The sequence below is a fragment of the Paenibacillus amylolyticus genome, assembly GCF_050990605.1.
GTDB lineage: Bacteria > Bacillota > Bacilli > Paenibacillales > Paenibacillaceae > Paenibacillus > Paenibacillus amylolyticus_H.
The window spans coordinates 1,820,270-1,843,348 of record NZ_CP158832.1; the positions used below are offsets into that span (position 1 = coordinate 1,820,270).

General features: G+C 45.7%; 20 protein-coding genes and 1 pseudogene. 15 read left to right on the plus strand and 6 right to left on the minus strand.

The features are described 5' to 3' along the window. The first annotated feature begins 108 nt into the window (after positions 1-108). Positions 109-2,583 carry an EAL domain-containing protein gene (locus tag ABTV53_RS08370; RefSeq protein ID WP_433752254.1) on the plus strand — a complete coding sequence of 825 codons (2,475 nt, stop codon included), beginning with the start codon at positions 109-111 and terminating at the stop codon, positions 2,581-2,583. 145 nt (positions 2,584-2,728) lie between these two features. On the opposite strand, the gene ABTV53_RS08375 is transcribed toward ABTV53_RS08370, so the two are convergent. Both ABTV53_RS08375 and yhbH read right to left on the minus strand, forming a co-directional pair. Next, positions 2,729-4,165: a SpoVR family protein gene (locus ABTV53_RS08375; RefSeq protein WP_433752256.1), complete on the minus strand. Its 1,437-nt coding sequence runs from the start codon at positions 4,163-4,165 to the stop codon at positions 2,729-2,731. Then, positions 4,162-5,331 (minus strand): sporulation protein YhbH, encoded by a 1,170-nt coding sequence (gene yhbH, locus ABTV53_RS08380; RefSeq protein WP_036609998.1) that lies wholly within the window; start codon positions 5,329-5,331, stop codon positions 4,162-4,164. Before yhbH ends, ABTV53_RS08375 begins: the two co-directional genes overlap by 4 nt. 254 nt (positions 5,332-5,585) lie before the next feature. Here yhbH and ABTV53_RS08385 point away from each other — a divergent pair, with 254 nt between their 5' ends. The 9 genes from ABTV53_RS08385 (at position 5,586) to ABTV53_RS08425 (ending at position 15,591) form a co-directional block, all read left to right on the plus strand. Then, positions 5,586-6,920 (plus strand): MFS transporter, encoded by a 1,335-nt coding sequence (locus ABTV53_RS08385; protein WP_433752258.1) that lies wholly within the window; start codon positions 5,586-5,588, stop codon positions 6,918-6,920. Positions 6,921-7,343: 423 nt separating this feature from the next. Beyond that, the gene (locus ABTV53_RS08390; protein ID WP_433752260.1) at positions 7,344-8,612 is read left to right on the plus strand and encodes a sulfotransferase family protein; all 1,269 of its coding nucleotides are present in this window, start codon (positions 7,344-7,346) and stop codon (positions 8,610-8,612) included. Continuing rightward, the gene (locus tag ABTV53_RS08395) at positions 8,609-10,540 is read left to right on the plus strand and encodes an asparagine synthase-related protein (protein ID WP_433752262.1); all 1,932 of its coding nucleotides are present in this window, start codon (positions 8,609-8,611) and stop codon (positions 10,538-10,540) included. Before ABTV53_RS08390 ends, ABTV53_RS08395 begins: the two co-directional genes overlap by 4 nt. 29 nt (positions 10,541-10,569) lie before the next feature. Further along, a complete protein-coding gene (locus ABTV53_RS08400) occupies positions 10,570-10,707 on the plus strand; it encodes a paeninodin family lasso peptide (RefSeq protein WP_174806426.1) in 138 nt (45 codons plus the stop codon). Between the two features lie 138 nt (positions 10,708-10,845). Then, the gene (locus tag ABTV53_RS08405) at positions 10,846-11,805 is read left to right on the plus strand and encodes an aldolase (protein ID WP_433752264.1); all 960 of its coding nucleotides are present in this window, start codon (positions 10,846-10,848) and stop codon (positions 11,803-11,805) included. Then, positions 11,802-12,101: a lasso peptide biosynthesis PqqD family chaperone gene (locus ABTV53_RS08410; protein WP_017689560.1), complete on the plus strand. Its 300-nt coding sequence runs from the start codon at positions 11,802-11,804 to the stop codon at positions 12,099-12,101. Before ABTV53_RS08405 ends, ABTV53_RS08410 begins: the two co-directional genes overlap by 4 nt. Before the next feature lie 4 nt (positions 12,102-12,105). Next, on the plus strand, positions 12,106-12,588 hold the full coding sequence (locus ABTV53_RS08415; protein WP_433752266.1) for a lasso peptide biosynthesis B2 protein: 483 nt from the start codon (positions 12,106-12,108) through the stop codon (positions 12,586-12,588). A 52-nt stretch (positions 12,589-12,640) separates the two neighbouring features. Further along, positions 12,641-13,774, plus strand: coding sequence for a nucleotidyltransferase domain-containing protein (locus ABTV53_RS08420; protein WP_433754122.1), 1,134 nt, complete (start codon positions 12,641-12,643; stop codon positions 13,772-13,774). 20 nt (positions 13,775-13,794) lie between these two features. Next, positions 13,795-15,591, plus strand: a complete 1,797-nt coding sequence (locus tag ABTV53_RS08425) for an ABC transporter ATP-binding protein (RefSeq protein ID WP_433752267.1) — start codon at positions 13,795-13,797, stop codon at positions 15,589-15,591. 103 nt (positions 15,592-15,694) lie between these two features. Here ABTV53_RS08425 and cysC read toward each other — a convergent pair whose 3' ends face one another. Further along, positions 15,695-16,333 carry an adenylyl-sulfate kinase gene (cysC, locus tag ABTV53_RS08430; RefSeq protein ID WP_433752269.1) on the minus strand — a complete coding sequence of 213 codons (639 nt, stop codon included), beginning with the start codon at positions 16,331-16,333 and terminating at the stop codon, positions 15,695-15,697. Between the two features lie 205 nt (positions 16,334-16,538). Here cysC and ABTV53_RS08435 point away from each other — a divergent pair, with 205 nt between their 5' ends. Together ABTV53_RS08435 and pdaA are read left to right on the plus strand one after the other, a co-directional pair. After that, positions 16,539-16,949: a hypothetical protein gene (locus ABTV53_RS08435; protein WP_433752271.1), complete on the plus strand. Its 411-nt coding sequence runs from the start codon at positions 16,539-16,541 to the stop codon at positions 16,947-16,949. 97 nt (positions 16,950-17,046) lie between these two features. Further along, positions 17,047-17,826: a delta-lactam-biosynthetic de-N-acetylase gene (gene pdaA, locus ABTV53_RS08440; protein ID WP_433752273.1), complete on the plus strand. Its 780-nt coding sequence runs from the start codon at positions 17,047-17,049 to the stop codon at positions 17,824-17,826. 198 nt (positions 17,827-18,024) lie between these two features. Here pdaA and ABTV53_RS08445 read toward each other — a convergent pair whose 3' ends face one another. Further along, on the minus strand, positions 18,025-18,870 hold the full coding sequence (locus tag ABTV53_RS08445) for a DegV family protein (protein WP_433752275.1): 846 nt from the start codon (positions 18,868-18,870) through the stop codon (positions 18,025-18,027). 104 nt (positions 18,871-18,974) lie between these two features. Beyond that, complete coding sequence (locus ABTV53_RS08450; protein WP_433752277.1) at positions 18,975-19,445, minus strand: hypothetical protein; 471 nt, start codon at positions 19,443-19,445, stop codon at positions 18,975-18,977. A gap of 281 nt (positions 19,446-19,726) precedes the next feature. On the opposite strand from ABTV53_RS08450, the gene ABTV53_RS08455 reads away from it, so the two are divergent. Beyond that, complete coding sequence (locus ABTV53_RS08455) at positions 19,727-20,113, plus strand: DUF423 domain-containing protein (RefSeq protein WP_091032639.1); 387 nt, start codon at positions 19,727-19,729, stop codon at positions 20,111-20,113. 125 nt (positions 20,114-20,238) lie between these two features. Here the strand turns inward: ABTV53_RS08455 and ABTV53_RS08460 are convergent, their stop codons facing one another. Beyond that, positions 20,239-20,817 (minus strand): hypothetical protein, encoded by a 579-nt coding sequence (locus tag ABTV53_RS08460; protein ID WP_421897566.1) that lies wholly within the window; start codon positions 20,815-20,817, stop codon positions 20,239-20,241. A gap of 1,032 nt (positions 20,818-21,849) precedes the next feature. Here ABTV53_RS08460 and ABTV53_RS08465 point away from each other — a divergent pair. Then, positions 21,850-21,978, plus strand: a pseudogene (locus ABTV53_RS08465) (DUF1805 domain-containing protein); the annotation flags it as partial. Between the two features lie 309 nt (positions 21,979-22,287). Further along, positions 22,288-22,887, plus strand: coding sequence for a hypothetical protein (locus ABTV53_RS08470; protein WP_433752278.1), 600 nt, complete (start codon positions 22,288-22,290; stop codon positions 22,885-22,887). The last annotated feature ends 192 nt before the right edge of the window (positions 22,888-23,079 follow it).

Here is a 23,079-nt window from a genome sequence, read left to right on the forward strand (position 1 = left end):
CGAGTCAAATGATGCGGAGGGAGTGCCTGTCATCCAGACAGCGCACTCGCTTCTTTTTTACATTTTTGCATACATACAAGGCATTTCCCGGTTGAAAGGACAGAGTGAGTGGAGCACCTACATGGTACGTACAACTTAGAACTTGTTATTTTATCCTATATTATTGCATCGTTAGCTTCATACGCAGCCCTTGACCTTGCAGGCCGTGTAAGTCAGGCTAGCGGGATGGCGCGGAATGTATGGCTTACCTGCGGTGCAGTCTCGATGGGGCTGGGAATCTGGTCCATGCATTTCGTAGGTATGTTGGCTTTTGTTCTGCCTACGCAAGTCTCCTATTCCACCGGTAAGGTTGTTTTGTCTGTTCTACTTGCTATTGTTGCATCGGGGGTGGCCTTGAACATTGCGGGTAGACAATCGGGCAGGATAAGCCAACTCATGATTGCTGGAGTACTGATGACAGCGGGGATCAGCTCGATGCATTATGTAGGAATGGCAGCGATGTCAACTCCGGTTACGTATGAACCAGGCAGAGTGGTGTTATCCATTCTGATTGCAGCGCTTGCTTCATTTGCGGCATTGTGGCTCATGTTTTTCTTCCGTTATCATCAGTCAAGACATACCTGGGTTTACAAGATGGGCAGCGGTCTCATTATGGGCGTTGGAATCTCTGGCATGCATTATACCGGGATGTCAGCCGCACATTTCCATCATTCACATGGCTCAATGGTAAGTTCAGGTATGCAGATTGAGCCAGGTATTCTCGCCTACTTGATCGCATCGGGCACATTTATTGCTTTGGGCTTGACGTTATTTGGCATATTTATCAATCAGCGAATGTCACAGAAAGATCGACGGATTCATGAGAATGAGCAATGGTATCAGGCCCTGTATCATAACCATTCGGATGCCATTATTTCAGTGAACAAGGAAGGTATTGTCAAAGGCATTAATGCTGCTGTAACAACAATCACCGGATATCCTGAAAAAGGGGTCATGGATCGTTCCATTGATGAGATCGCTCAGCAAATTGATATAGAGTGGATAAGTGAATTTGATTCCATCGATTGGGATGATCATGGGCTGGAGCAGGCGCACTACATGGCCAAAATGAGAGACGTACAGGGTGAACTTCTGGACCTTAGTATTGTTGTAGTTCCTGTTGTCATTGATGGCAGACATGTGGGAAGTCACATTTTGATCAAAGACATTACGGAGGAGAAGCAGGCTCAGGAGAACATTCGTCACCAAGCTTTGCATGATCCGCTCACGGGGCTGCCCAATCGGCGCAAGTTGGATGATGTGCTGGCTCTCACGATTCAAGCTTCGAAAGAAAAAGGGAATTCTTTTGCAGTTATGGTGATGGATATAGACCGTTTCAAGATGATTAATGACTCGCTGGGACATTCCGTTGGGGATATATTTCTAAGAGAAGTCAGCAGCCGGATCATGAAAGCGATCGAAGCTTCTGATCCGATGGCGATGGAGAATGTCATGCTGGCCCGAATGGGCGGAGACGAGTTCACATTAGTTGTAACCGATGATCAAGCGACTGAGGTTCGAGTGGCAGAACTTGCAAAACAGATTGTTGAAGCCATTCAGTTACCTTATCGACTGAAGGAGAATGACTTTTACGTAACCGCCAGCATTGGAATCGCGATGTACCCGGATCATGGAGTGGGCGTGGATGCTTTGCTGAAACATGCGGACTCCGCCATGTATGAAGTGAAGAAAAACGGCAAAAATGGTTTCCAATTCTACACTGCCCAACTGGATTCAGAACTATATGAACGCATTGAGCTGGAGGGTTATCTTCGTAAAGCGTTGGAACGCGATGAGATGGTCCTGTACTATCAACCACAGATTCGTACCGAGGATAGCCGCATGATTGGTGTGGAGGCTCTTATTCGTTGGAATCATCCACTCAAAGGTCTGCTCGCACCCAATGTGTTCATTCCGCTTGCAGAAGAGACAGGCATGATCTATGAGATTGGCAACTGGACGCTGCGGGAAGCGTGCAGACAGATGAAGCTCTGGCACGCCAGTGGCGGACCGCTCATTCCGGTATCGGTTAACTTGTCCAGCCAGCAGTTTCACCAATCCAACTTGGTAGAACAGGTCAAGAATGCACTCTTGGAGACAGGGCTGGATGCTCAATATCTTGAACTGGAAATAACAGAGAGCATGATGATGGATGCAGCAGTTTCCACGGCGATCCTTAATGAATTGACAGCACTGGGTGTCAAGATCAGCCTGGATGATTTTGGTACGGGATACAGCTCACTCAGTTATCTGAAGCATTTCCCGATTCACAAGCTCAAGATTGATCGTTCGTTTGTGACGGACATTACAGAGAGTCACAGTGATCAAGCCATTGTGGCGACCATTATATCAATGGCACAGAATCTCAAGATGGAAGTCATTGCGGAAGGCATTGAGACGAAAGGCCAACTGGATATTCTGATGCAGAATGACTGCCGGGAGATTCAGGGATATTATTTCAGTCGTCCACTGCCAGCAAGTGAAGTGGAGCATGATTTTTTTGTGCCTTTGCGATTGCAGGGTAATGGTACACCAGCGGTATAATTCTAATTTTGTGTATGCCAAGCGGCAAGTTCCCGTGGATGTCGGGAACTTGCCGCTTTTTTATGTCTTATTTTTTATTAATCATTAATCTCATCCGTGATAAGAGCATTTATATTTTCGTTTCCAATAATGATAATCCATAACCTCACAAAAACTTGCGGTGGTGTTTCTTGCCATCATACGTAAACCAGATCGGTTTATCCTCGACACGTGTCTCCACATGTACGGTACGCCCCCAGAGGCGATACAGATAAGGCAGAGTACGTTCCATATATTTCAGATCCAGCTCGATGCCCTCATATTGATGTTTGAGGACGAGTTCTCCTGTCCGCAGATAGTCAGCATCCTGCACGACCAGATAAGGGGAGCCTCCGTTGACACGTGAAAATACAAGCTGATCCCGAATGTTCTCCCAGGACTTGTCGGTGATTTTCCAGTCAGGTCCTTTTTTCTCAAATACGTAGAGGTCGAGATCCTCGGTTAATTGCTTGGTCATGTAATTGCGAATGAAGGAGGTATCGGAATCGAATTCACGCACCTCGAACATTTTGGCACGACCTTGCCCTGGTTTGCGGCCCCAACGTTCCTGTTCTTCACGGGTGGGGTTATCCCAGCGCCGTTCAATATCCTCGAAAATCTTCAGTCCCAAATAATACGGATTCAGACTTTGTTTGGACGGCTGCACCACGGAGGAGTTGAGTTTGGCAAATTCGATTGTATCCTCACTGTTCAGATCGAGTTCACGGATAATGCGTTGATGCCAGTAGGATGCCCAGCCTTCGTTCATGATTTTGGTTTCCATCTGTGGCCAGAAATATAACATCTCCTCACGCATCATACTCATGATATCCCGCTGCCAGTCGGTCAACACTTCCGAGAATTCCTGAATAAACCACATGACATCCTTCTCCGGTTCAGGCGGAAAGTGATGGACCTGGATGCCTTCGGCTGGTGTTTCTTCGGTCTTTACATCATCAAGGGACCATAGATCATCATAGCGACCTTCCGGCCGTGGTGTTTTCTCACCGCGCTGCTCCCGCATTTTCATCTCCATGTAGCGTTGTTTGTCCAAATGGCGGGGGTTAATCAGTTGTGGGTCCACATGTTCCTGAATCGCGATTACGGCATCGATAAATGCTTCAACCGCTTCCGTTCCGTACTCCATCTCATAATTGCTGATCCGATCTGCCGTAGCAGCCATGCTTTCGACCATATTCCGGTTGGATTTGGAGAAGCGGGCATTGTTTTTAAAAAAATCACAGTGGGCTAGGACGTGGGCTACGATCAATTTGTTCTGGATCAGGGAATTGCCGTCCAGCAGGAAGGCATAACAAGGGTTGGAATTGATGACAAGTTCATAAATTTTGCTGAGTCCAAAATCATATTGCATTTTCATCTTATGAAATGTTTTGCCAAAGCTCCAGTGGCTGAATCTGGTCGGCATGCCGTAGGCTCCAAAGGTATAAATAATATCTGATGGGCAGATTTCGTACCGCATGGGGTAATAGTCCAGACCAAAACCATTGGCAATCTCCATAATCTCGGCAATAGCGTATTCTAGGTCGCGGATCTCATCTGTCATCTAACGCTGCCTCCTTCCCGTTTCTGGAAAAAGCTGCGCAAAGCTTTGTACACTTCGCCTTTTTCTTTGATCACATAATACATGAACTGATCCATCTTGATATGACGGTAAGCCGACATCAGTGTGCTGCTGCGATTGTACTGATTCACTTCGCCGTATCCAAACATATTGCTACGCTTCATTAACTCCCCGATCAGCTTCACACACCGTTCGTTATCCGAGGTCAGATTATCCCCATCAGAGAAGTGGAAGGGGTAGATGTTGTAGCTGGAAGGTGGATACCGACTGTCAATAATATCCAGTGCCTTCATATATACAGAGGAGCAAATCGTGCCTCCGCTCTCGCCACGGGTAAAGAATTCTTCTTCGGTAACCTCCTTGGCTTCTGTATGATGGGCGAGGAAAACAATCTCAACTTTCTCATACTGACGGCGTAGAAAACGGGTCATCCAGAAAAAGAAGCTGCGCGCGCAGTATTTCTCAAACGAACCCATGGACCCGGATGTATCCATCATGGCAATGATAACGGCATTGGATTGTGGAATGATTTTGTCTTCCCATGTCTTGTAGCGCAGGTCATCCGGACTGATATGATGGATGCCTGGGGTACCGGTCGTTGCATTGCGACGCAGATTCTCCAGAATGGTACGTTTCTTGTCAATATTGGACTGCATGCCTTTTTTGCGAATATCGTTGAAAACTACCGTATGTGTCTCAATCAGGTCTTTGTCTTTCTGCTTCAGATCGGGTAATTCCAGCTCAGCGAAGAGCATATCTTCCAATTCCTCAATACTAACTTCGGCTTCCACAATATCATGACCCGGCTGATCGCCAGCTTTTTCGCCTTTGCCGGGTTTCTGCGAAGCAGAGGGATCACGACCAATGACGTCTCCGACCTGACTGTCACCGTCTCCTTGACCGACATGTTTTTGCTTCTGGTAGTTATACACAAAACGGTACTCATCCAGACTGCGGATTGGTACCTTGATGATTTGTTTTCCATCAGACATGATAATGTTTTCTTCCGTAATCAGATCAGGCAGATTCTGCTTGATGACATCTTTCACCTTTTGCTGATGGCGCTGTTGGTCCTGGTACCCTTTGCGGTGAAGCGACCAATCTTCCTTCGACACGACGAACGAGTAAGGCTGGTGTGAATTTGACATGTAGGCACCCCCCATTGATTACGCGGCACAGTTTGGCCTGTCGGTAATTAAGTATATTCACGGGCGAGGATGATATGTGATGAGAGTGCATATAAAATAAACCAATTACGCAAGTTCACCTCGGAAGTTAGGTGATTCGCAAGAATAGCACGGCTCCATTTTTTACATAAACAGTGAACAAGTGTGATATCCTTCCTTTACAATAGGAGAAAGACATCAATCATTTAATAGATGCATGAAAAGGAAGGATGTATGTGAATAAAAAGGCGATCAAGGCTTGGATTATGTATGATTGGGCCAACTCGGCTTATGCGACAACAGTACTGGCGGCAGTACTGCCTGTATTCTATGCGTCGGTGGCTGCGGCAACGCTGGATACGGATACGGCTGCCTCCTATCTGGCCTATACCCATTCCATTGGCATGTTGTGCGTAGCGCTGCTAACACCGCTGCTCGGCACGCTGGCTGATTTGTCAGGACGGAAGGGCGACTTCCTGCGTGTATTTGCAATCATTGGTGTCCTTGCCACATTGGGATTCAGCGCAATCGGTGAAGGGGACTGGCTACTTGCTTCCACGTTGCTGGTCATATCTACGATTGGTTTTGCGGGTGGTAACACCTTTTACGATGCAATGCTGCCGGATCTGGCACCTGTGGAACGAAGAGACATGATATCCTCCAAAGGCTATGCCTATGGTTATATTGGAGGAGGCTTGCTGCTTGCGGTGAACCTGCTGATGATTCAGCAACCGGGCTGGTTCGGGATGAGCAGTACACTGGCAGGCACAAGAATTGCTTTTATCTCCGTCTCGTTGTGGTGGTTGCTGTTCTCGATACCGATCTTTCGCCATGCTCCGAGACGGCCAGCATCACCGGACCTGCCCGGCACGTGGAAAGGGTATGCTGCGGTGGGAGTTCGCAGGCTGCGGCAAACCTTCGGTCAGATGCGGCGTTTTCCCCAGTTAATCCGCATGCTGGTGGCTTTCTGGTTTTTTAATGATGGCATTAATACCATCATTCTGATGGCTACGATCTACGGGACAAGTATAGGCATAGGTACGGCCGACTTGATGCTCGCGCTACTGTTAACCCAGTTCATCGGTTTCCCATGCACATTGTTATTGGGAGCCTGGGCACAGCGCTGGGGAGCGAAGCGGGTATTAATCTTTAGTTTATCTGTATACATATGTATCGTAATTCTCGGTTATTTCATGACACAAGCGATTCATTTCTATCTGCTCGCCGGGTTGGTTGGTGTCGTGCAGGGTATAAGTCAATCCACAGCTCGTTCACTGTTTAGCAATCTGATGCCAGCTGGCAGAACAGGTGAGTATTTTGGATTTGTGAATATTACAGGCAAATTCTCTTCCATATTCGGTCCATTTGTGTTTGGTTATGTTGGGCAAATAACAGGTTCCACACGTTGGGGAATCCTGTCCCTCATTTTCTTTTTCGTAGCAGGAATTGCCGTATTGTTAACTGTGAACGTACAGAAGGGGAGGCAGGATGCTACACAGGCAGATCAGGAAGAAGAACGAACTAGGAGCGTCGGTGCTCCTGGGAAAAGTTCGAATGTAAGGTTTACCTGATGGTTGTTCAACAGTTTTCATATTAAGTTTCTCAACGGATTACGTATGGCTTCAGGCATTGTTCCTCACAGAACATGTCTGGAGCTTGTTCGCGTTTGTGCAATCAGAACACAATTGATCATGAATAAGTGCTTAAAAGACAGGCAGCAGAATACAGTGAAAGAGTAAGAATTTATGAAAAGGTGAAAATAAAAGATTGACATGATACATATTGTATCATAGAGTAAAAATATGAATACATAATGTATCTGAGAGTTGTCGAATGTAACCATGTGTTTTGCTTCATTCCCAGTTGAGCATCCGACGGAATATTGCAAAATGCTGACCTATAGCGTGCATATTACTCGTTTTGCCAAACACAAAGGTAGAGTCTGGTCTATCCCGGCTACATATTTATACTAATGAACAGAGGAGAGGCTGCCATTGATCGATGCTCAAGGTAACGGACTTGTTTTCTTACTATGTGTTCCCCGCAGTGGTAGTTCCTTATCCACCGTAATGCTGCAAAATCACAGTCGCATATTTGCCACCCAGGAAATGTGGTTTCTGATGAATCTTGTCGATCTGCCCAAGGCTGATTCACGCGCTTATGGTGGCAGCTCCATCATTCGTCAGTTCTACAATGCCATGGTATCCGAGGATGTCTTCGAAAAGGCGTGCAGAAGTTTTGCTCTTGAGATCTACAATGGATTTCTGGAGGGGAGCGGAGCAGAATTCATCGTTGATAAATCTCCCCGGTACTATTATATGCTGGAATGGCTGGATCGTCTGTTCCCTCAGTCCAAGCGCATTCATCTCCAGCGTAATCCTCTGGCCATAGCAGCATCATTCAAAAAGGTAAACCGCCACACAGGAGAAGGATTCGACTTGATTCATAGTCTGCAGAGCCCCAAATTAAATATGAAATCCGTAGATCTCACACTTGGGATGCTCCGCTTGAATGATTATTTTGCCGAACCACACGCCAATGCGTATGAACTGCAATATGAACGATTGGTTTCCAATCCTCAGGAAGAACTCGAGAAACTATGCGCGTTTCTGGGAATTCGATATGAACAGGGTATGGAGCAGTATGGACAGTTTCTGGACAGTGCCAAGTCTGACATGTTTTACAGTATGGGCGTGGGTGATCCATTCCTCTCTTCGCATCAAGAGGCACATCAGGGTTCTGTTAACAACTGGAAAAACATATTAGAACCCCATGAAGTTGAACTGTATTGCCGTGTGATGGGGGCAGATCTGTTCCACCGGTTGGGATACAGTGAACAGCTGGCAGAAGCCGAACAATGGACGGGTGTACATTATGATGCAAGTCCGGATCAGGAGGTCATTGACCGAATCACGCATCAGTTGACAGCAGCGACCGGTTGCCAGTGGCAACCGCAATACCGAATGCAGCCGGCAGATTCTGTCGTTCATGATCCACTTGGGAATCTTAATGACCGAGTTGTCGAGGAACCGGAAAAGACAGACCCGACACTAGCTGCACTGGTAACGATCAGACAGCTGCAAGCCGCATTACGGGCAGCAGATCATCGTCTGGAACGGGGATACAGTGAGCGAGAACGCTTGAAAGTCCAGCTGGCTTCTGCTCAAAGCAAAATACAGCGTATCAAATCATGGGTACCATTTGGTCATCAGATCAGCGCCTGGGCTTCACAGCGCAAGATTCTACGGGGAGGAAAGTCATGAGCGCCATAGCAGGAATTGTTCACAACGATGGTCAGCAGGCGCTATGGGAAGACAGCTGGCGCTTGTATGCAAGCCTGGGGCATGTCCCTGCGGATACGACAGGGGTGTGGAAAGGCAATGAGGCGTTCCTCAGCTGCCATGCCCAATGGATTACACCGGAATCAGTGAGCGAGAAGCTGCCTTTATATGATGAGGAAAGTGGTCTGACCATCACGGCAGATGCCATTCTGGATAACCGGGAACAACTGGCAGATCAATTACAGATATCCAGAGCTGAACTGGCTATGTTATCGGATAGTGAATTGATCTTGCGTGCGTATCAGCGCTGGGGAGACGATGTGGCTGTCCGATTGCTGGGGGATTTCGTATTCGCGATATGGGATGAGCGGAATCGGAAACTGTATGCAGCGAGAGACATTACAGGCATGCGAGCTTTTTATTACCGACATGATGGTTCACGTTTTGCTTTCTGTACACTCATGAATCCGTTGCTCGGGCTTGAAGGGGTACATAAAGAACTGGATGAGACTTGGTTATCTGAGTTTCTTGCCATTCCCGACATGCATGATTCAGCAGATATCAATTCGACCGTATATCGGGGGATTAGCCAGCTGCCTTCTGCACATACACTTGTCTTCCGTGACGGTAGGCTGGAGCTGAAGCAATATCATCGCTGGAATGAAGTGGAACCTCTAAAGCTTAAATCCGATGGTGAGTATGTAGAAGCGTTTCGGGAGGTCTTTGGACAGGCGGTTGGATCACGACTCCGAACCCACAGGCAGGTGGCTGCTGCATTAAGTGGGGGATTGGACTCGGGAGCCGTGGTTGGTTTTGCTTCCGGAACACTCAGAAGTCAGGGCAAACGGCTGCAGGCCTATAGTTATGTTCCCGTACCGGACTTCACAGATTATACGTCGAAAACGTTGCTCGCAGACGAACGGCCTTTCATACGTTCAACCATTAATCATGTTGGCAATATCACAGAGAACTACCTTGATTTTGAAGGCAGAAGTCCACTCAGTGAAGTAGATACCTGGCTTGATATTATGGAGATGCCTTATAAATACTTTGAAAATTCATTCTGGATTCGTGGATTCTATGAAAAAGCGAGCCAGCAAGATGCAGGCATCCTGCTCACAGGCGCACGTGGCAATTTCACCATCTCCTGGGGGCCGGCTCTGGATTATTACGCCAGTCTGCTGAAAGGTGGCCGTTGGTATCGCTGGTTCCGTGAGATGCAGCAGTATAGTGAACGGACCGGCATGCCCTTCTCCCGTATAGCCAAGATCACTGGGCGAAAGGCATACCCGGAATGGTTCAAGGCTCAGTCCAAAGGAGCAAGTCAAGCTGCGTCCGTGCAGTTGATCCATCCTGATTTTGCGCAAAGAACGGGTGTACTGGAACGACTCAAATCTATTATTGTTCTGCAGGGTGGTGCCCAGGCGGATGCGCTCAAAGTCCGTGCCGAGAAATTCAATAACCTGGCCATTGCGAACAAAAACGGTGCAGTAGCCACAAAATGTTCTCTCCGTTACCGGACTTGGGAACGTGATCCGACAAGTGATGCCAGAGTCATTCGATTCTGCCTGTCTGTACCGATTGAACAATATGTGAAACACGGGACGGATCGTTCATTGATTCGCCGGGCGACTTCACCCGAGTTGCCAGATAAGGTCAGACTGAATCAGCGTGTGCGTGGTGTACAGCCGGCGGATTGGCTGCATCGCATCATTCCGAATTGGGAGGCGTTTACGGCCGAGCTTCGTGCGTTGTGTTCTGACAGCAAGGTCGCTGGCATATTAAACACGGAGCGTATCCAATCTGCCCTGGCCAACTTTCCGAGTCCAAGACCTGAGCTTGCTTCACATCCAGATCTGCGATTGATGATGCATAGTCTAATCGTATATCGGTTCATTCGAAAATTCTGAATGAGGGCACATGAAAGGAGGTGAATACGATGCAAATGGAAAAAAAGGAATGGCAAGCACCAGCTCTTGAAGTGTTGGAAGTCAATCAAACGATGGCCGGTACTGGCTACAGACAAATTGACTGGATCACGGTTCACGATGCGGATCTGTACGATCCAACTTCCTAAGTTGTTTAGTTTTATGAAGTGTCATCATACTTAAAGGGCGGAAATGCAACAAATTCAGCTTTTCGCCTCCGCCCTTATATTGAGCAACATGAATATAAGGGCTTTTTTTACATTTTATTACGAAGGAGGCGTCGTTCATTGTTGCCTGTGCATTATATAGCGTATGGTCTGCGCTGGTCGAGCCAAATTCAAATGCCTGAACTACAGATCGCACCCAAGGATGCGGATACTGATTTTGATGCCGTATTAGATGCCGTAGATGTACACATTGAGTCTTCGGACCTGAACCCATTGTGGGAGAGCTGGGATGTTGGCAATGATAACTTTGTGGCACGAGAAGGCAGACTTTTTTTCAAAATCGAAGATACAGGCCTGTTTCTAATGGAGCAAGGAAAGCGTATCGTTGTATCTCCTCAGCCTGGAGCGGACGAGAAAAAGGTCAGATTATTCATCCTGGGCACCTGTATGGCGGTCATTATGATGCAGCGTGGCATCCTTCCATTGCATGGCAGTGCAGTGGTTATTGATGGCTGGGCTTACGCATTTGTCGGACATTCGGGAGCAGGCAAATCGACATTGTCGGCCGCACTGGCATCACGCGGATATCCGCTTCTCACCGATGATGTTGTTGCACTGACCTGGGATGCTGGGGGAAGAGCCATCGTATCACCTGGTTATCCACAACAGAAATTGTGGCAGCCCAGTCTGGATGGTTTCGGCATGAAGGAGCAGGATTATGCAACGGTTCACGCAGAGATTACAAAGTATGCGATACCTGTTCAGCACTATTTTCATGAGATGGCCGTACCACTAGGTGGAATATTCGAACTTGCTCCACAACCGGAGGAAAACCATACATCTGTTCAACTGGTAGAAGTGACGGGGCTAGAACGACTGCATCTGTTATGCTCGCATACGTTCCGCGGTGGACTCGTTGCAAGACAGGGATTGGCACAATGGCTGTTCGAGACGGCTTCAAGACTTTCGGCAAGTGTGGAGATTGGCAGATTGGTCAGAACGGGTGCTGAGTTTACAGCATTTGAGATGGTGGATCGGATCACAGATCATATACGCAAAGGAGTGCATACAGGACAATGACAGCGACTACGCCGATGAATGTGGAAGACCGGGTAACCCGGAAGGAAGGCAATCTGGTCAGTGATATGGGCAGTGAGAAAGTCATGATGAGCATTAGCTCTGGAAAATACTATAATCTGGGGAGTACCGGTGGACGAATCTGGGACCTGATCGCAGAAGAACGCACACTGGGTGAAGTTGTTGAGGTACTTGCTGCGGAGTATGAGATTGAGCCAGATGTATGTCGTGAGCAGGTGGTGCAATTCCTGGAACATCTGTCCCGTGAAGGTTTAATCGACGTTACTCGCGGAGTGTAGAATCATGTTGCGAAAAATAAAGGCTTATCTCTCGCTCCCGCGGCCGATGCGTCGACTGGTATGGGAGGCCTATATCCTCCTTGGCTGGGCACGTATACAGAAGGCTATGCCATTTGCCAAAATCGCTCCAGGGCTGGGTACGCCTATGGTCGAAACACCGATGACAGGACTCGAACGCACCGAGGTCATCACAATACGGAATATTTCCAAAGCGATTTCGCTTGCCAGCAAATATACGTTATGGGAAAGCCGCTGCCTTGTAATGGCGATTGCCGGGATGAAAATGCTTGAGCGGCGCAAGATAGAGAGTACGCTATATATGGGAACTGCTCGGAATAAACAAGGACATATGATGGCTCATGCCTGGCTGCGAAGTGGTAAATTGATCGTGACCGGAGCTGATACTATGGACCAATATACGGTTGTCGGTGTGTTTGGCAAACGGTGTCCGGAGAAGGGATCTGGGGAGATTGTCTATGATACATGAAAGTGAACTCTATTCGTCAGGATTTCCGAAGGAGCTTAAGCTGATTTTGAGTATGATTAGAGGTGATCTGACGGCTCTATCCCCTGAAGAACTCAAGGCGCGTTTGAAGGGAACGGATTGGCAACTCTTTCTGCGGCTGGTCTATCATCACCGCTTATACTCTGTACTTTACGTGAAAATGAAAGAATTGAACTCTGCAATCATTCCTGCGGATGTTATGGAGAGTCTGAGACAACAATATACGGCCAATACGTTCCGCATGTTACATCTGACCGCTGAGATGGAGCAGGTGTGTGGAGCTTTCCGTGAGCATGGTATCCGCAATATTACGCTCAAGGGACCAGCGCTGGCTCACGATCTATATGGGGATGTATCGATGCGAACCTCCAAAGACCTGGATATTCTGATTCCGTTCGATGATGTGGAAGCGGCTGAAGGCATTCTGGCTACCCTAGGTTACGTATCCAAAGAAGGGGAACGAGCACCTACGGTGCGCAGCTGGAAATGGCGAGAACATCATATCTGTTACACCCATCCGGTTAAAAGGACTCAAGTGGAGATTCATTGGCGGTTGAACCCGGATTCGGGCAAAGAAACCGATTTTGAATTACTGTGGAAACGGAGCCGGTTCAGTTCATACACACAGACACCTGTCCGTATGTTAGAACAAGAAGATCTATGGGCTTATTTGGTAACCCATGGTGCACGTCATGGCTGGTTCAGACTGCGCTGGTTACTGGATATCGACCAGATGATCCGTAGCATGCCACTTGATGTGAAGAAAGTAGAGAGACGTCTGAGAGCGGAGGGACGTTTATCAATCGGTTCACAAGCTCTTTATCTGGCCTCGGAGCTGCTGAATACGCCGCTTGATGTAGAGTACAGGTCCTTGATGTCTTTGAGTGACCGTACAGGCAAGCGATTAGCGAGCGAAGGCGCAAAGTTCATGAACGATATGCTGGAAAGTCCGGCTGATATGAAGTCTTATCAATCGTATTTGTTTAAACTTCGAAGTACAAAACAGAAATGGTTTTTCTTTATTGAACGTTTATATCCAAGTACATGGGATGTGGATCAATTGCCACTTCCGCGTGCTTTGTTTTTTCTGTACTTTCCGTTACGTCCGTTTCTCTGGTTCTGGCGGCGAATTAAAAGGTATACGGTGACGGAAAGGGGTAAAGTATGATCTCGGAATTAAGGTATTTCATGCGAAAGTTGCATTATGTCACGGGGCCCATTTTATATTGGAATCTGCTGGGAATGATCTGTATCAGTCTCATGGAAGGCATCGGCATCTACATGCTTGTTCCGATGCTGAGTCTGATTGGTATATTTGAGATGGGCTCCACAGGCTTAAACATTATCTGGCTTGGGGAAGTGTTGGATCGTTTTTCTGAGAATAGCCAGTTGTTAGTCGTATTGTTCACCTTTGTATTGATTGTCTCCGGACAGGCCTGGATGCAGCGTCTCCAGACGATCCGTAATACTCGAATCCAGCAGCAATTTGTACGAACGCTGCGCATGGAAACCTATGGTGCCATTATCATGGCGCAATGGTCATTTTTTCTCCAAAAACGAAAATCCGATTTTAACCATATATTAACGACTGAGCTTGCACGTGTGAGCCAAGGAACGAGCATTATGCTGCAAATGGCAGCATCACTGATCTTTACGGGGATACAGATTGGTCTTGCTTTCTGGTTGTCCGCCAAGTTAACGGCACTTGTGCTGGTCTGTGGATTGTTATTATTTATTGTCTTGAGAAAATTCGTCAAGCGGGCCAAGCAGATCGGAGACCAGACCTCTGAATTCTCGCAACGTTATTATAACGGCATTACCGAGCATTTCAACGGCATTAAGGATATTAAGAGCAACATGCTTGAGCGTTCACACATGAACTGGTTCGAGCGCATGTGTAAACAGATTGAACACAATGTCATTCAGTTTAGCCAGTTGAACAGTGGAACACAGCTTATTCACCGAATGTCCGCGGCAATCATTATTGCGGGATTTATCTATCTTTCTCTCCGTGTAATGACGGTACCTCCGGCAAGTCTGCTGCTCATCATCCTTATCTTTTCCCGCTTATGGCCAAGATTTACGGCGATTCAGTCCAATCTGGAGTACATCAGCTCCATGCTGCCTGCGTTTCGGGTAGTCAGAGAACTGCAGGCGCAGACGGCGAAGAGTCGTGAGATTAGTGAAGAGATTGCTTCTGCAGGAGACGTTGGAACTGATGGGATTCAACCTATGGAACTGAAGGAATCTATCACTTGTGAGGATGTTTGCTATCGCTATGAGGGAAGTGATACGTACTCATTGCGAAATGTGCAAGCTTCGATTCCAGCGAGGGGTATGACTGCAATTGTAGGCAAATCCGGAGCAGGCAAGAGCACGCTGATCGATCTGATTATGGGCCTCGTTAGGCCCGAAACTGGTCGTATTTTGATTGACGGTATTCCTCTGTCAGAAGAACGATTATTGAGCTGGCGAAGTTCCATCGGATATGTCTCCCAGGACCCATTCCTGTTTCATACGAGTATTCGCGAGAACCTGCGTCTGGTTGACCCAAATGCAAGTGAAGAACAGATGTGGCAGGCTTTGCAGTTTTCCTCCTCTGCGGCTTTTGTACGGAAGCTGCCTCAGGGTCTGGATACGATCATTGGTGATCGGGGGATTCGTCTATCCGGGGGTGAACGTCAGCGATTGGTGCTTGCCCGGGCCATGCTGCGTAATCCTTCGGTATTGGTACTGGATGAAGCAACAAGTGCGCTCGACAGTGAGAATGAACAGTACATTCATGAGGCGCTGGAGCGGCTAAAAGGACATGTGACTATTATCGTGATTGCACACCGATTGTCCACGATTCGGACGGCAGATCGTGTAATTGTACTCGATGAAGGTCTGGTGATTCAAGAGGGCGGATATCAACAGCTATCTACTGATCCGGTAGGGACGTTCAGAAAGCTTCTTAACATGCAAGCGGGTGTTGTGGGGCAATGAGTGAGTGGACATCAGAAGACGTTGAAACGCGATGGTATCACGTAAAAAGGCGCGCCGCGATGGGCGCGCCTTTCATGTAGGTGGTTCGTAAATTGATCAAGGATTAATGAACAACAGCTGTTTTCGTAGGAAGCGGCAGTTGAAGAGCACCGATCTGCTGCAAATGCTGTACGATCTCTTGCACGGCTTCCTCAATGGACCATTGCTCTGTATCGATGATAAATGAAGGAGATTTTGGTTCATCATAGGGGGCGGAAATGCCTGTGAAATGCGGGATGTCACCGTTGCGGGCTTTTTTGTACAGACCCTTGGGATCACGACGCTCACATTCTTGAATTGAACAGCGCACATAGATTTCAATAAAATCATCTGGTTCAAATAACTGTCTAACCATCTCCCGATCCTGTTCATGAGGAGAGATAAACGCCGAAAGGACAAACAATCCCGCATCTACCATTAACTTGGATACTTCACCAATTCGCCGCAGATTTTCTTGACGATCCCCTGCTGTAAAACCGAGATCACGGTTCAGTCCATGACGTACGTTATCCCCGTCTAGAACATAACAGCGTACGCCTTGATCGTAGAGATACTGCTCCAGGGCAAATGCAAGGGATGACTTTCCTGCACCTGATAACCCGGTAAACCATATGGCACGACTACGGTACCCATTATGCTTCTCCCGGTCTTGTCTGTTGATGCTGGATGATTGCCAGGTTATATTGCGCTCTTCCTTCGACATGAGTATCCCGCCTTCTCCCTACATGATATGTATAATATTTTAACATATTTACAAGATTATAGCACCTTACAGATTTCTTCATAATAAGCGTGAATCGACAAAATATTGGGTATAGATGTAGTACATACATAAGCATTATGCATATATCCAAGGAGTATTTGCATCGAATGATGCAAAATGCTCATATCGCAGGAGGAACAATGTCATGAACGAAAACATACAAAACATACAAGTTGGGTTCGAATGTCCGGATTGCCAGCAGGATATCCGAGCGGTATTTATAGATGAACAGGTCAGCACGGTTCGTTGTAAAGGTTGTGACAGAGCCTATACACTTTTGAAGCCAACCATTGGTGATGAGATTCTGTTGGATTGGGAGCAGGAGGCTTTGTATCACAAGCTGAGGGCAGAGCAGTCTGAACTGGATAATCACAATATGTCGGCCTTGATTATCAAAGTTATCGAGCTGCTTACATGGCGCGATCGGGGAGATGGACAGACCCGTGCCATACAGACTGTGAGGGAATGGCTTGCTTCCAGTGGCAAACCTCAGACCTTACTTGAATTGTTCCATCAATCTCCGCCACAACCTGAAAATAAACGTTTCGATCGTTGATGATTTACATACATTAGCCGTTCCTGTGGCATATTACCTGGAGGTATTCGTGTGTGCAAACGACTAACCGAATTTTTCAGGAACAGGAGCGGATAGAATGAAGCGAATGGTTCTATATATACTGTTGGGACTGTTATCCATCAGTGTGGTACCGGCACAGACTGAAGCATCACCGGTTACCGGAGCGTATCACTTTGGCTTCAAAAAAAGTCAAAACGGTCAACTGCCCTCCATTGATCAGGAAGGCTTTAAATCGATCTTACAACATAACGATGCCATTTTCCTGGGGGATACAAAGCAGAAGGAATTGTATCTCACGTTTGATAACGGGTATGAGAATGGATTCACACCTGCCATACTGGATGTTTTGCGTACCAAGAAGGTGCCAGCTGCTTTCTTTGTGACAGGTCATTATCTGAAAGATCAGCCTGAGTTGGTCAAACGTATGGCGGCTGAAGGTCATATTGTCGGTAATCATTCATGGAGTCATCCGGATATGACCCGCATCTCCAATGAGAAGATTAGAGAGGAACTTGAGAAGGTCAAGTCGGAGGTCAATCGGCTGACGGGTCAACAAGCGACCTTTTTACGGCCACCGCGCGGGATTTTTAACAATCGTACGCTCGCAGAGAGTCATGCCCAAGGCTATGTGAACGTGTTCTGGTCTGTTGCTTATAAAGATTGGGATACCAACGTGCAGCGTGGTGCACAATATGCTCATCAACAGGTGTTGAAACAACTCCATCCGGGCGCAGTCATTTTGCTTCATTCGGTATCCAAAGATAACACGGAAGCTCTGGGTTCCATTATTGATGAGGCCCGCAAGCAAGGATACGCATTCAAAAGTCTGGATGATCTGCGGACCAAAAGTTATTGATCCATTATCATAATGAGCAATGGACCAAATGTAGGTTATTCAAAAGTTTAGCAAAAATGTTAAAGGGCATCCTGAGCGATTAAGCTCGGAATGCCCTTTTTAGTTGTAGCTGTATGCCAGTCCAAGTATTGGATGTAACCACATACACATTCATAAGAAAGGATTGGGTAATACGATACGATGTTGCGTGTAATATTATTAAACAGTGTTATAGATGATTCCAATTGTTTTCGGGCCGCAGTGACTGCATATTACACACCCAGCAGTGGTTAGTTCCACTCGTGCACCTGTCTGTTCCTGCAAAGATTTCTGCAAGTCCAACGCATCCTCTTCGGCCATGGTGTGCACAACGATCAGCAGATCTGGATCGATCTGATCCTTCTGACTAAGTGTATTATTTAGCATTTGTTCCAGCGCTTTCTCCCGTTTACCGCGCACTTTATAGGCAGGTGCCATCTTGCCATCCGTTACCCGGATGACAGGACGGATCTTGAGCAGGCTGCCAATCAGGTTCTGCATGCCCGAACAGCGTCCGCCTTTATGCAGATACTCCAGGGTATCGATGACAAACTCGGTGCGTACATTTGGTTTCATGGACTCAATCAGGTGTGTAATCTGAGTCAGGTTTTGTCCTTGATCGGCAGCATATACAGCTTTCATCACCATCAGCGCAATTCCTGATGAGAGATTTTGTGAGTCAATGACCGAAATGCGACCTTCAGGGAACTCGGAACTCGCTAGTCGTGCATTTTGATAGGTAGAGGAAAGTTCAGAAGATAAGCTGATATATAAAATCTCATCCCCTTGATCTATGTAAGGTTGAAATGCCGTTATGAAATCAGCGGGGGAAGGTGCAGCTGTTTTGGGAAGGCGCCCATCTTGGCTGACACGTTCATATAGCTGTTCAGGTTTAATCTCTGCACCGTCTTTCAGTGATTCTTCACCGAACACGACATATAAGGGGATGATACCGATATCGTGCTGCTGGATCCATTCTGGAGCCAGATCACTTGTGCTGTCCGCAAAAATTTTGATTCGTGACATGTCAATCTCCTTTGAAAACAATGATTTTGGCAAAAAATATAGCTTATACTTATGTGTAAACCCATTCATTTAATTATAAGGAAACATGACGCTGATGCAAAGCGTTACATCAGCGTCATGCCTACCAAAATAAGTGCAACGAATAACAGAATCATGATGCCATTTAATATGGTTCCGATAATGGCAAAGACTTTCTTTCGATTCTTGAGGACAAGACCGATAATTCCAAGGATGCCTCCGGCCAGATTGAGAATCAGGCAGACCAGAATGGCTAATGAAGCTAGAACCACTGCTGGATGCAAGGCGATCTCTTCTGTCTGCAACGGGGTTAGAACTCCGATGGAATCGTTGATAGCCATGGTGGCAATAAAGAATATCATAATGTAACCCAAGATCGCAACCAATCCAATGACAAAGCTGGCGATACCAGGTCCGGAATGTTTCAGTGGTACCATTGGTTGCCTCTCATACTCTGGCGGGTATGCTTCATACCCATTGTTATTGTATGGATCTGCATGGCCAGGGTTCTGATCCGTGTTGTTATAACCTGAATTATAGGAATCACGATTATCCATAATTGTAACTTGCCTCCCTTAATCATCGTACTGAGTGTTATTAACCTAATCGATGAGTAATGATTCTCTCTTAAAATACAACGATTACATACCTGGTTACTTTTCCATAAAAATTGATAAAAATCAAGGATTTACGCTTGTTTTCTACAATTAATAGGGCAGGGATACGACTGTTAAGTATAAACAGACATATGATTTTTGAAGATCCGTCCGACTGGTAAAGCAGGAGTGGATTCGCTACAATAAAGGGAGTGAAAGTTGAATTAAGGGAGAGAACTTACATGCAACGTAGATGGATGATGCTTGGAGCTGTAATGACCATGCTGTCGGTGGCGATTGGTGCGTTTGGTGCTCACATGCTCAAGGATACGATTGGGCCCGCGGCCATCGCTACATATGAGACGGGTGTGCAATATCACATGATTCATGCATTGGGCTTGCTCATTATTGGCCTGACGGCTGGTCAGCTTGGGGCATCTACAAAACTGAAGTGGGCAGCGCGTCTGTTATTTATCGGAATTATCGTGTTCTCGGGCAGCTTGTATGTGCTTAGTATTTCTGGCATCAAGATTCTGGGTGCCATCACACCGATTGGTGGGGTAGCCTTCATTGCCGGATGGTTGTTATTGGCATTAGATGTATGGCAGCGAGGTAAGGATCGCTCCTGATTGGGCAGACGGGAATTGTGCAGGGTTCAATTCTGCATGAATCATTGAACTAAAAAAGCAACTTGCGTTAGAATGTCCCGTCATTCTAACACAAGTTGCTTTTTGTTTTAATTCGATGAAGTTAGTTACAGAAACTCATCAATTTCATTGGTTCGGAAGGTATATACTTGTTTTTCATCGACATGGTATATGCTCACAATACTAGTATCCCGATCAAAATTCAAAATACGGCAAGGAATGCTCTGATGTTTACCGTTCTTGTTATTGACAACAATACGGGTGAGTTTATTCTCTTTAATGAGCGTGTCAATCCACGCATCAAACGAATTTCCATCGGAAACATTGGATGTTTGGGAAGAGGCCTTTTTCTCATCAGCAGGTGTTTCTTGTTTGTTCTGTGTTTTGGCTGGAGCAGGTGAGGTAGGTGTCTGTGTTGCGCTGGACGCCTTCTGTGCTGCATTGGCTTGTGATTTTTTACGTTCATTGTGAAGTGTGACAAAAGAGTCCTTCTTGGACTGGAGTGTCACTTCAATAATTTTGCCTAGCTCTATGCCGGATTGAATCCGAAAGTCCGCAATTTGTTCCTCTTTGTTTATGAACTCCAACAGGGACTGCAGTGCCAATGCATTTGAGCGGCTCTTAATAAGTATATCGACATTAAACAAAAAGCCGATTTCCTCTTGATTGGATAAGGTTTCTTTCATTCATCCCAGCCCCGTTAAAAGATATGTCAGCTAAAAAAACGCTTCAATCCACTATATCATTAAAAATGAAATTATCATAGTGCTAGAGACGTAGAAATATGCCGAAACGATTGGGGAAATATTACAAGTGAACCTCATTATTCACGTCTTCTCGAAGGTGTCTACAATACAATCCAGAATGAGGAAAATAATGATCATGAACTGTGGAAGAGGAGGTGGGTCGGGAAAAGGGTGGGCTTTTTAAATTGGTATGGGATGGTTTAGGGAATATACAACCTGTCTTCTCAAACATAACTCCGTAAAGGCTGTTCTTTTACTTCCCATTATTATGTTGAATTCAAAATAGTTCCATGCCAACTCTAAGCATCTGTATTTTATTGTGTAACAGTCGTCTTCTCGTTATGATACAATGTGTTCATCACATATTAAGGAATGAAGACCATGCGTCAAGAAGACAGCGTATTTGAACAGATTATGAAGCAAAAGAGATTGAGGCGGATCAAGGCTGAAACTAATAATCATCAAGTCAAACCAATACATAAAAGGAAACTAGCTAAGGAGCCATTAAGTGAATTGGATGTCCAGTTCAAAAAGTCGGTAACTGAATCAATAGACCGCAGTGTACTTCATCGACGTGTACTGGGAATTAGAAGAGAGTTAACGGAGATAAGGAAATTAAAGAATGATGAGCATACGTTCTAATGGATGCCCAATTTGACCAGTTAAATTAAATTCTTCTCCTAAACTCGAGAAGCTGATTGGATGTTTATTAAACATGGTTAACTCCGAGATAAACTTTTAGACACTCAAAAATATTAATGATAAGTATAAGAGCTGCCTCATTTCCGAGGTAGCTTTTTATATTTCAACTAAAGCATATATCTATAATTAAGTATGTGAGAGGAATTTCCAACATTATATTTGAACTGAAAGTACCTACATTTTCTCAAACACGGCAGGTGTCCACACGACAATCCAGAATGAGGCATACAATTATCGTGACCTGTGGAAGAGGAGGTGGATCGGGAAATTATGGTGACGATGGAGCCTATTGTAGTTGGAGAGCATGTATTGGTTGGGGTAGAAGTCAAGCTGCCTAAAACAACGTTGCTGACGATTAATACATCCAAAGGATATATCATGTGCGGAGCAACTACCGTATCCCATTTTGGATTAGAGTCGAAAAGTACTGGTATACGTCATGGACCCATATGGGACAAGCTTTCATTAGTTTTCATAAGTGTTTGAAAGGACTTGAAAAAAGCTCGAAAAATTCAGTTGTGATTCAATTTTGTGACGTTTTTTGTGACGTTTGAGAAGTGGGGCAAGCTGTTGACTGGTATGGATTTATAATGTGGACTAATCTCTTTTTGTTGTTCTTTCCTCCTTGCCTCTTATCCCTCTAATACCGTAGACCCACCCCTTTTGGGATGGTATAATCATTCCATAATTAGGAAGTGAGGTCTACATATGAAGAAGTTAGTTTTATCATTTTTAGTAATACTATTACTCGTTACTTCGACTCAATTTGCTCCAGCAACAGCGGCTACTAAGTATGATTTTAAAAATGTCAATTGGGGAATGACAGTCAATCAGGTTAAAAAGAAAGAAAAATCAAAGATATTGGAAACAGTAAAGAGTAAAGATTTCACCTACTTAGTTTATAAAACAAAAGGATTTAGAAAAAATGCGAATTTGTATTACTTGTTTTACAAAAACAAATTAGTCCGTGCAATGTATGTATTTGACCCAAACAATACAAATGGAACTACAATGGACTTGATTGGTGAATATTTCAGTTTAAAGCGAGATCTATTTGATACATATGACAGATCTATTAACAACAGAGACATTCTTAATCGAAGCGGTAAACGTGTTACTATGTATGAGGGCGAAGAGAAAGATTTAGCTGCTGGAAAGATAAGCTACCAAAGCTATTGGATAGTAGATAAGAAAAAAACACATATTAGTCTTTCCCTCTCTATCTTTGGAAACTTTTTAATAAATCGAGTAATTTACAGCGATAACTCTCTGGACTTCGACATCGATGAAGTAATGGATTCTATGTAAGTATAGGTTAAGTCAGTGGAAGAGCTACCTTCTTATGAGGGTGGCTTTTTATTATATGTTCATGTTTTCTTTTCCATCAGTCTTAACGATTTGGCCCCTCTTGAATTAAAATGTATATGAGAGGAGGAATTAAATATCAGATAGCAAGATATGCAACACAATACATAACCAGATGAGACGAGCTAGTTGAGT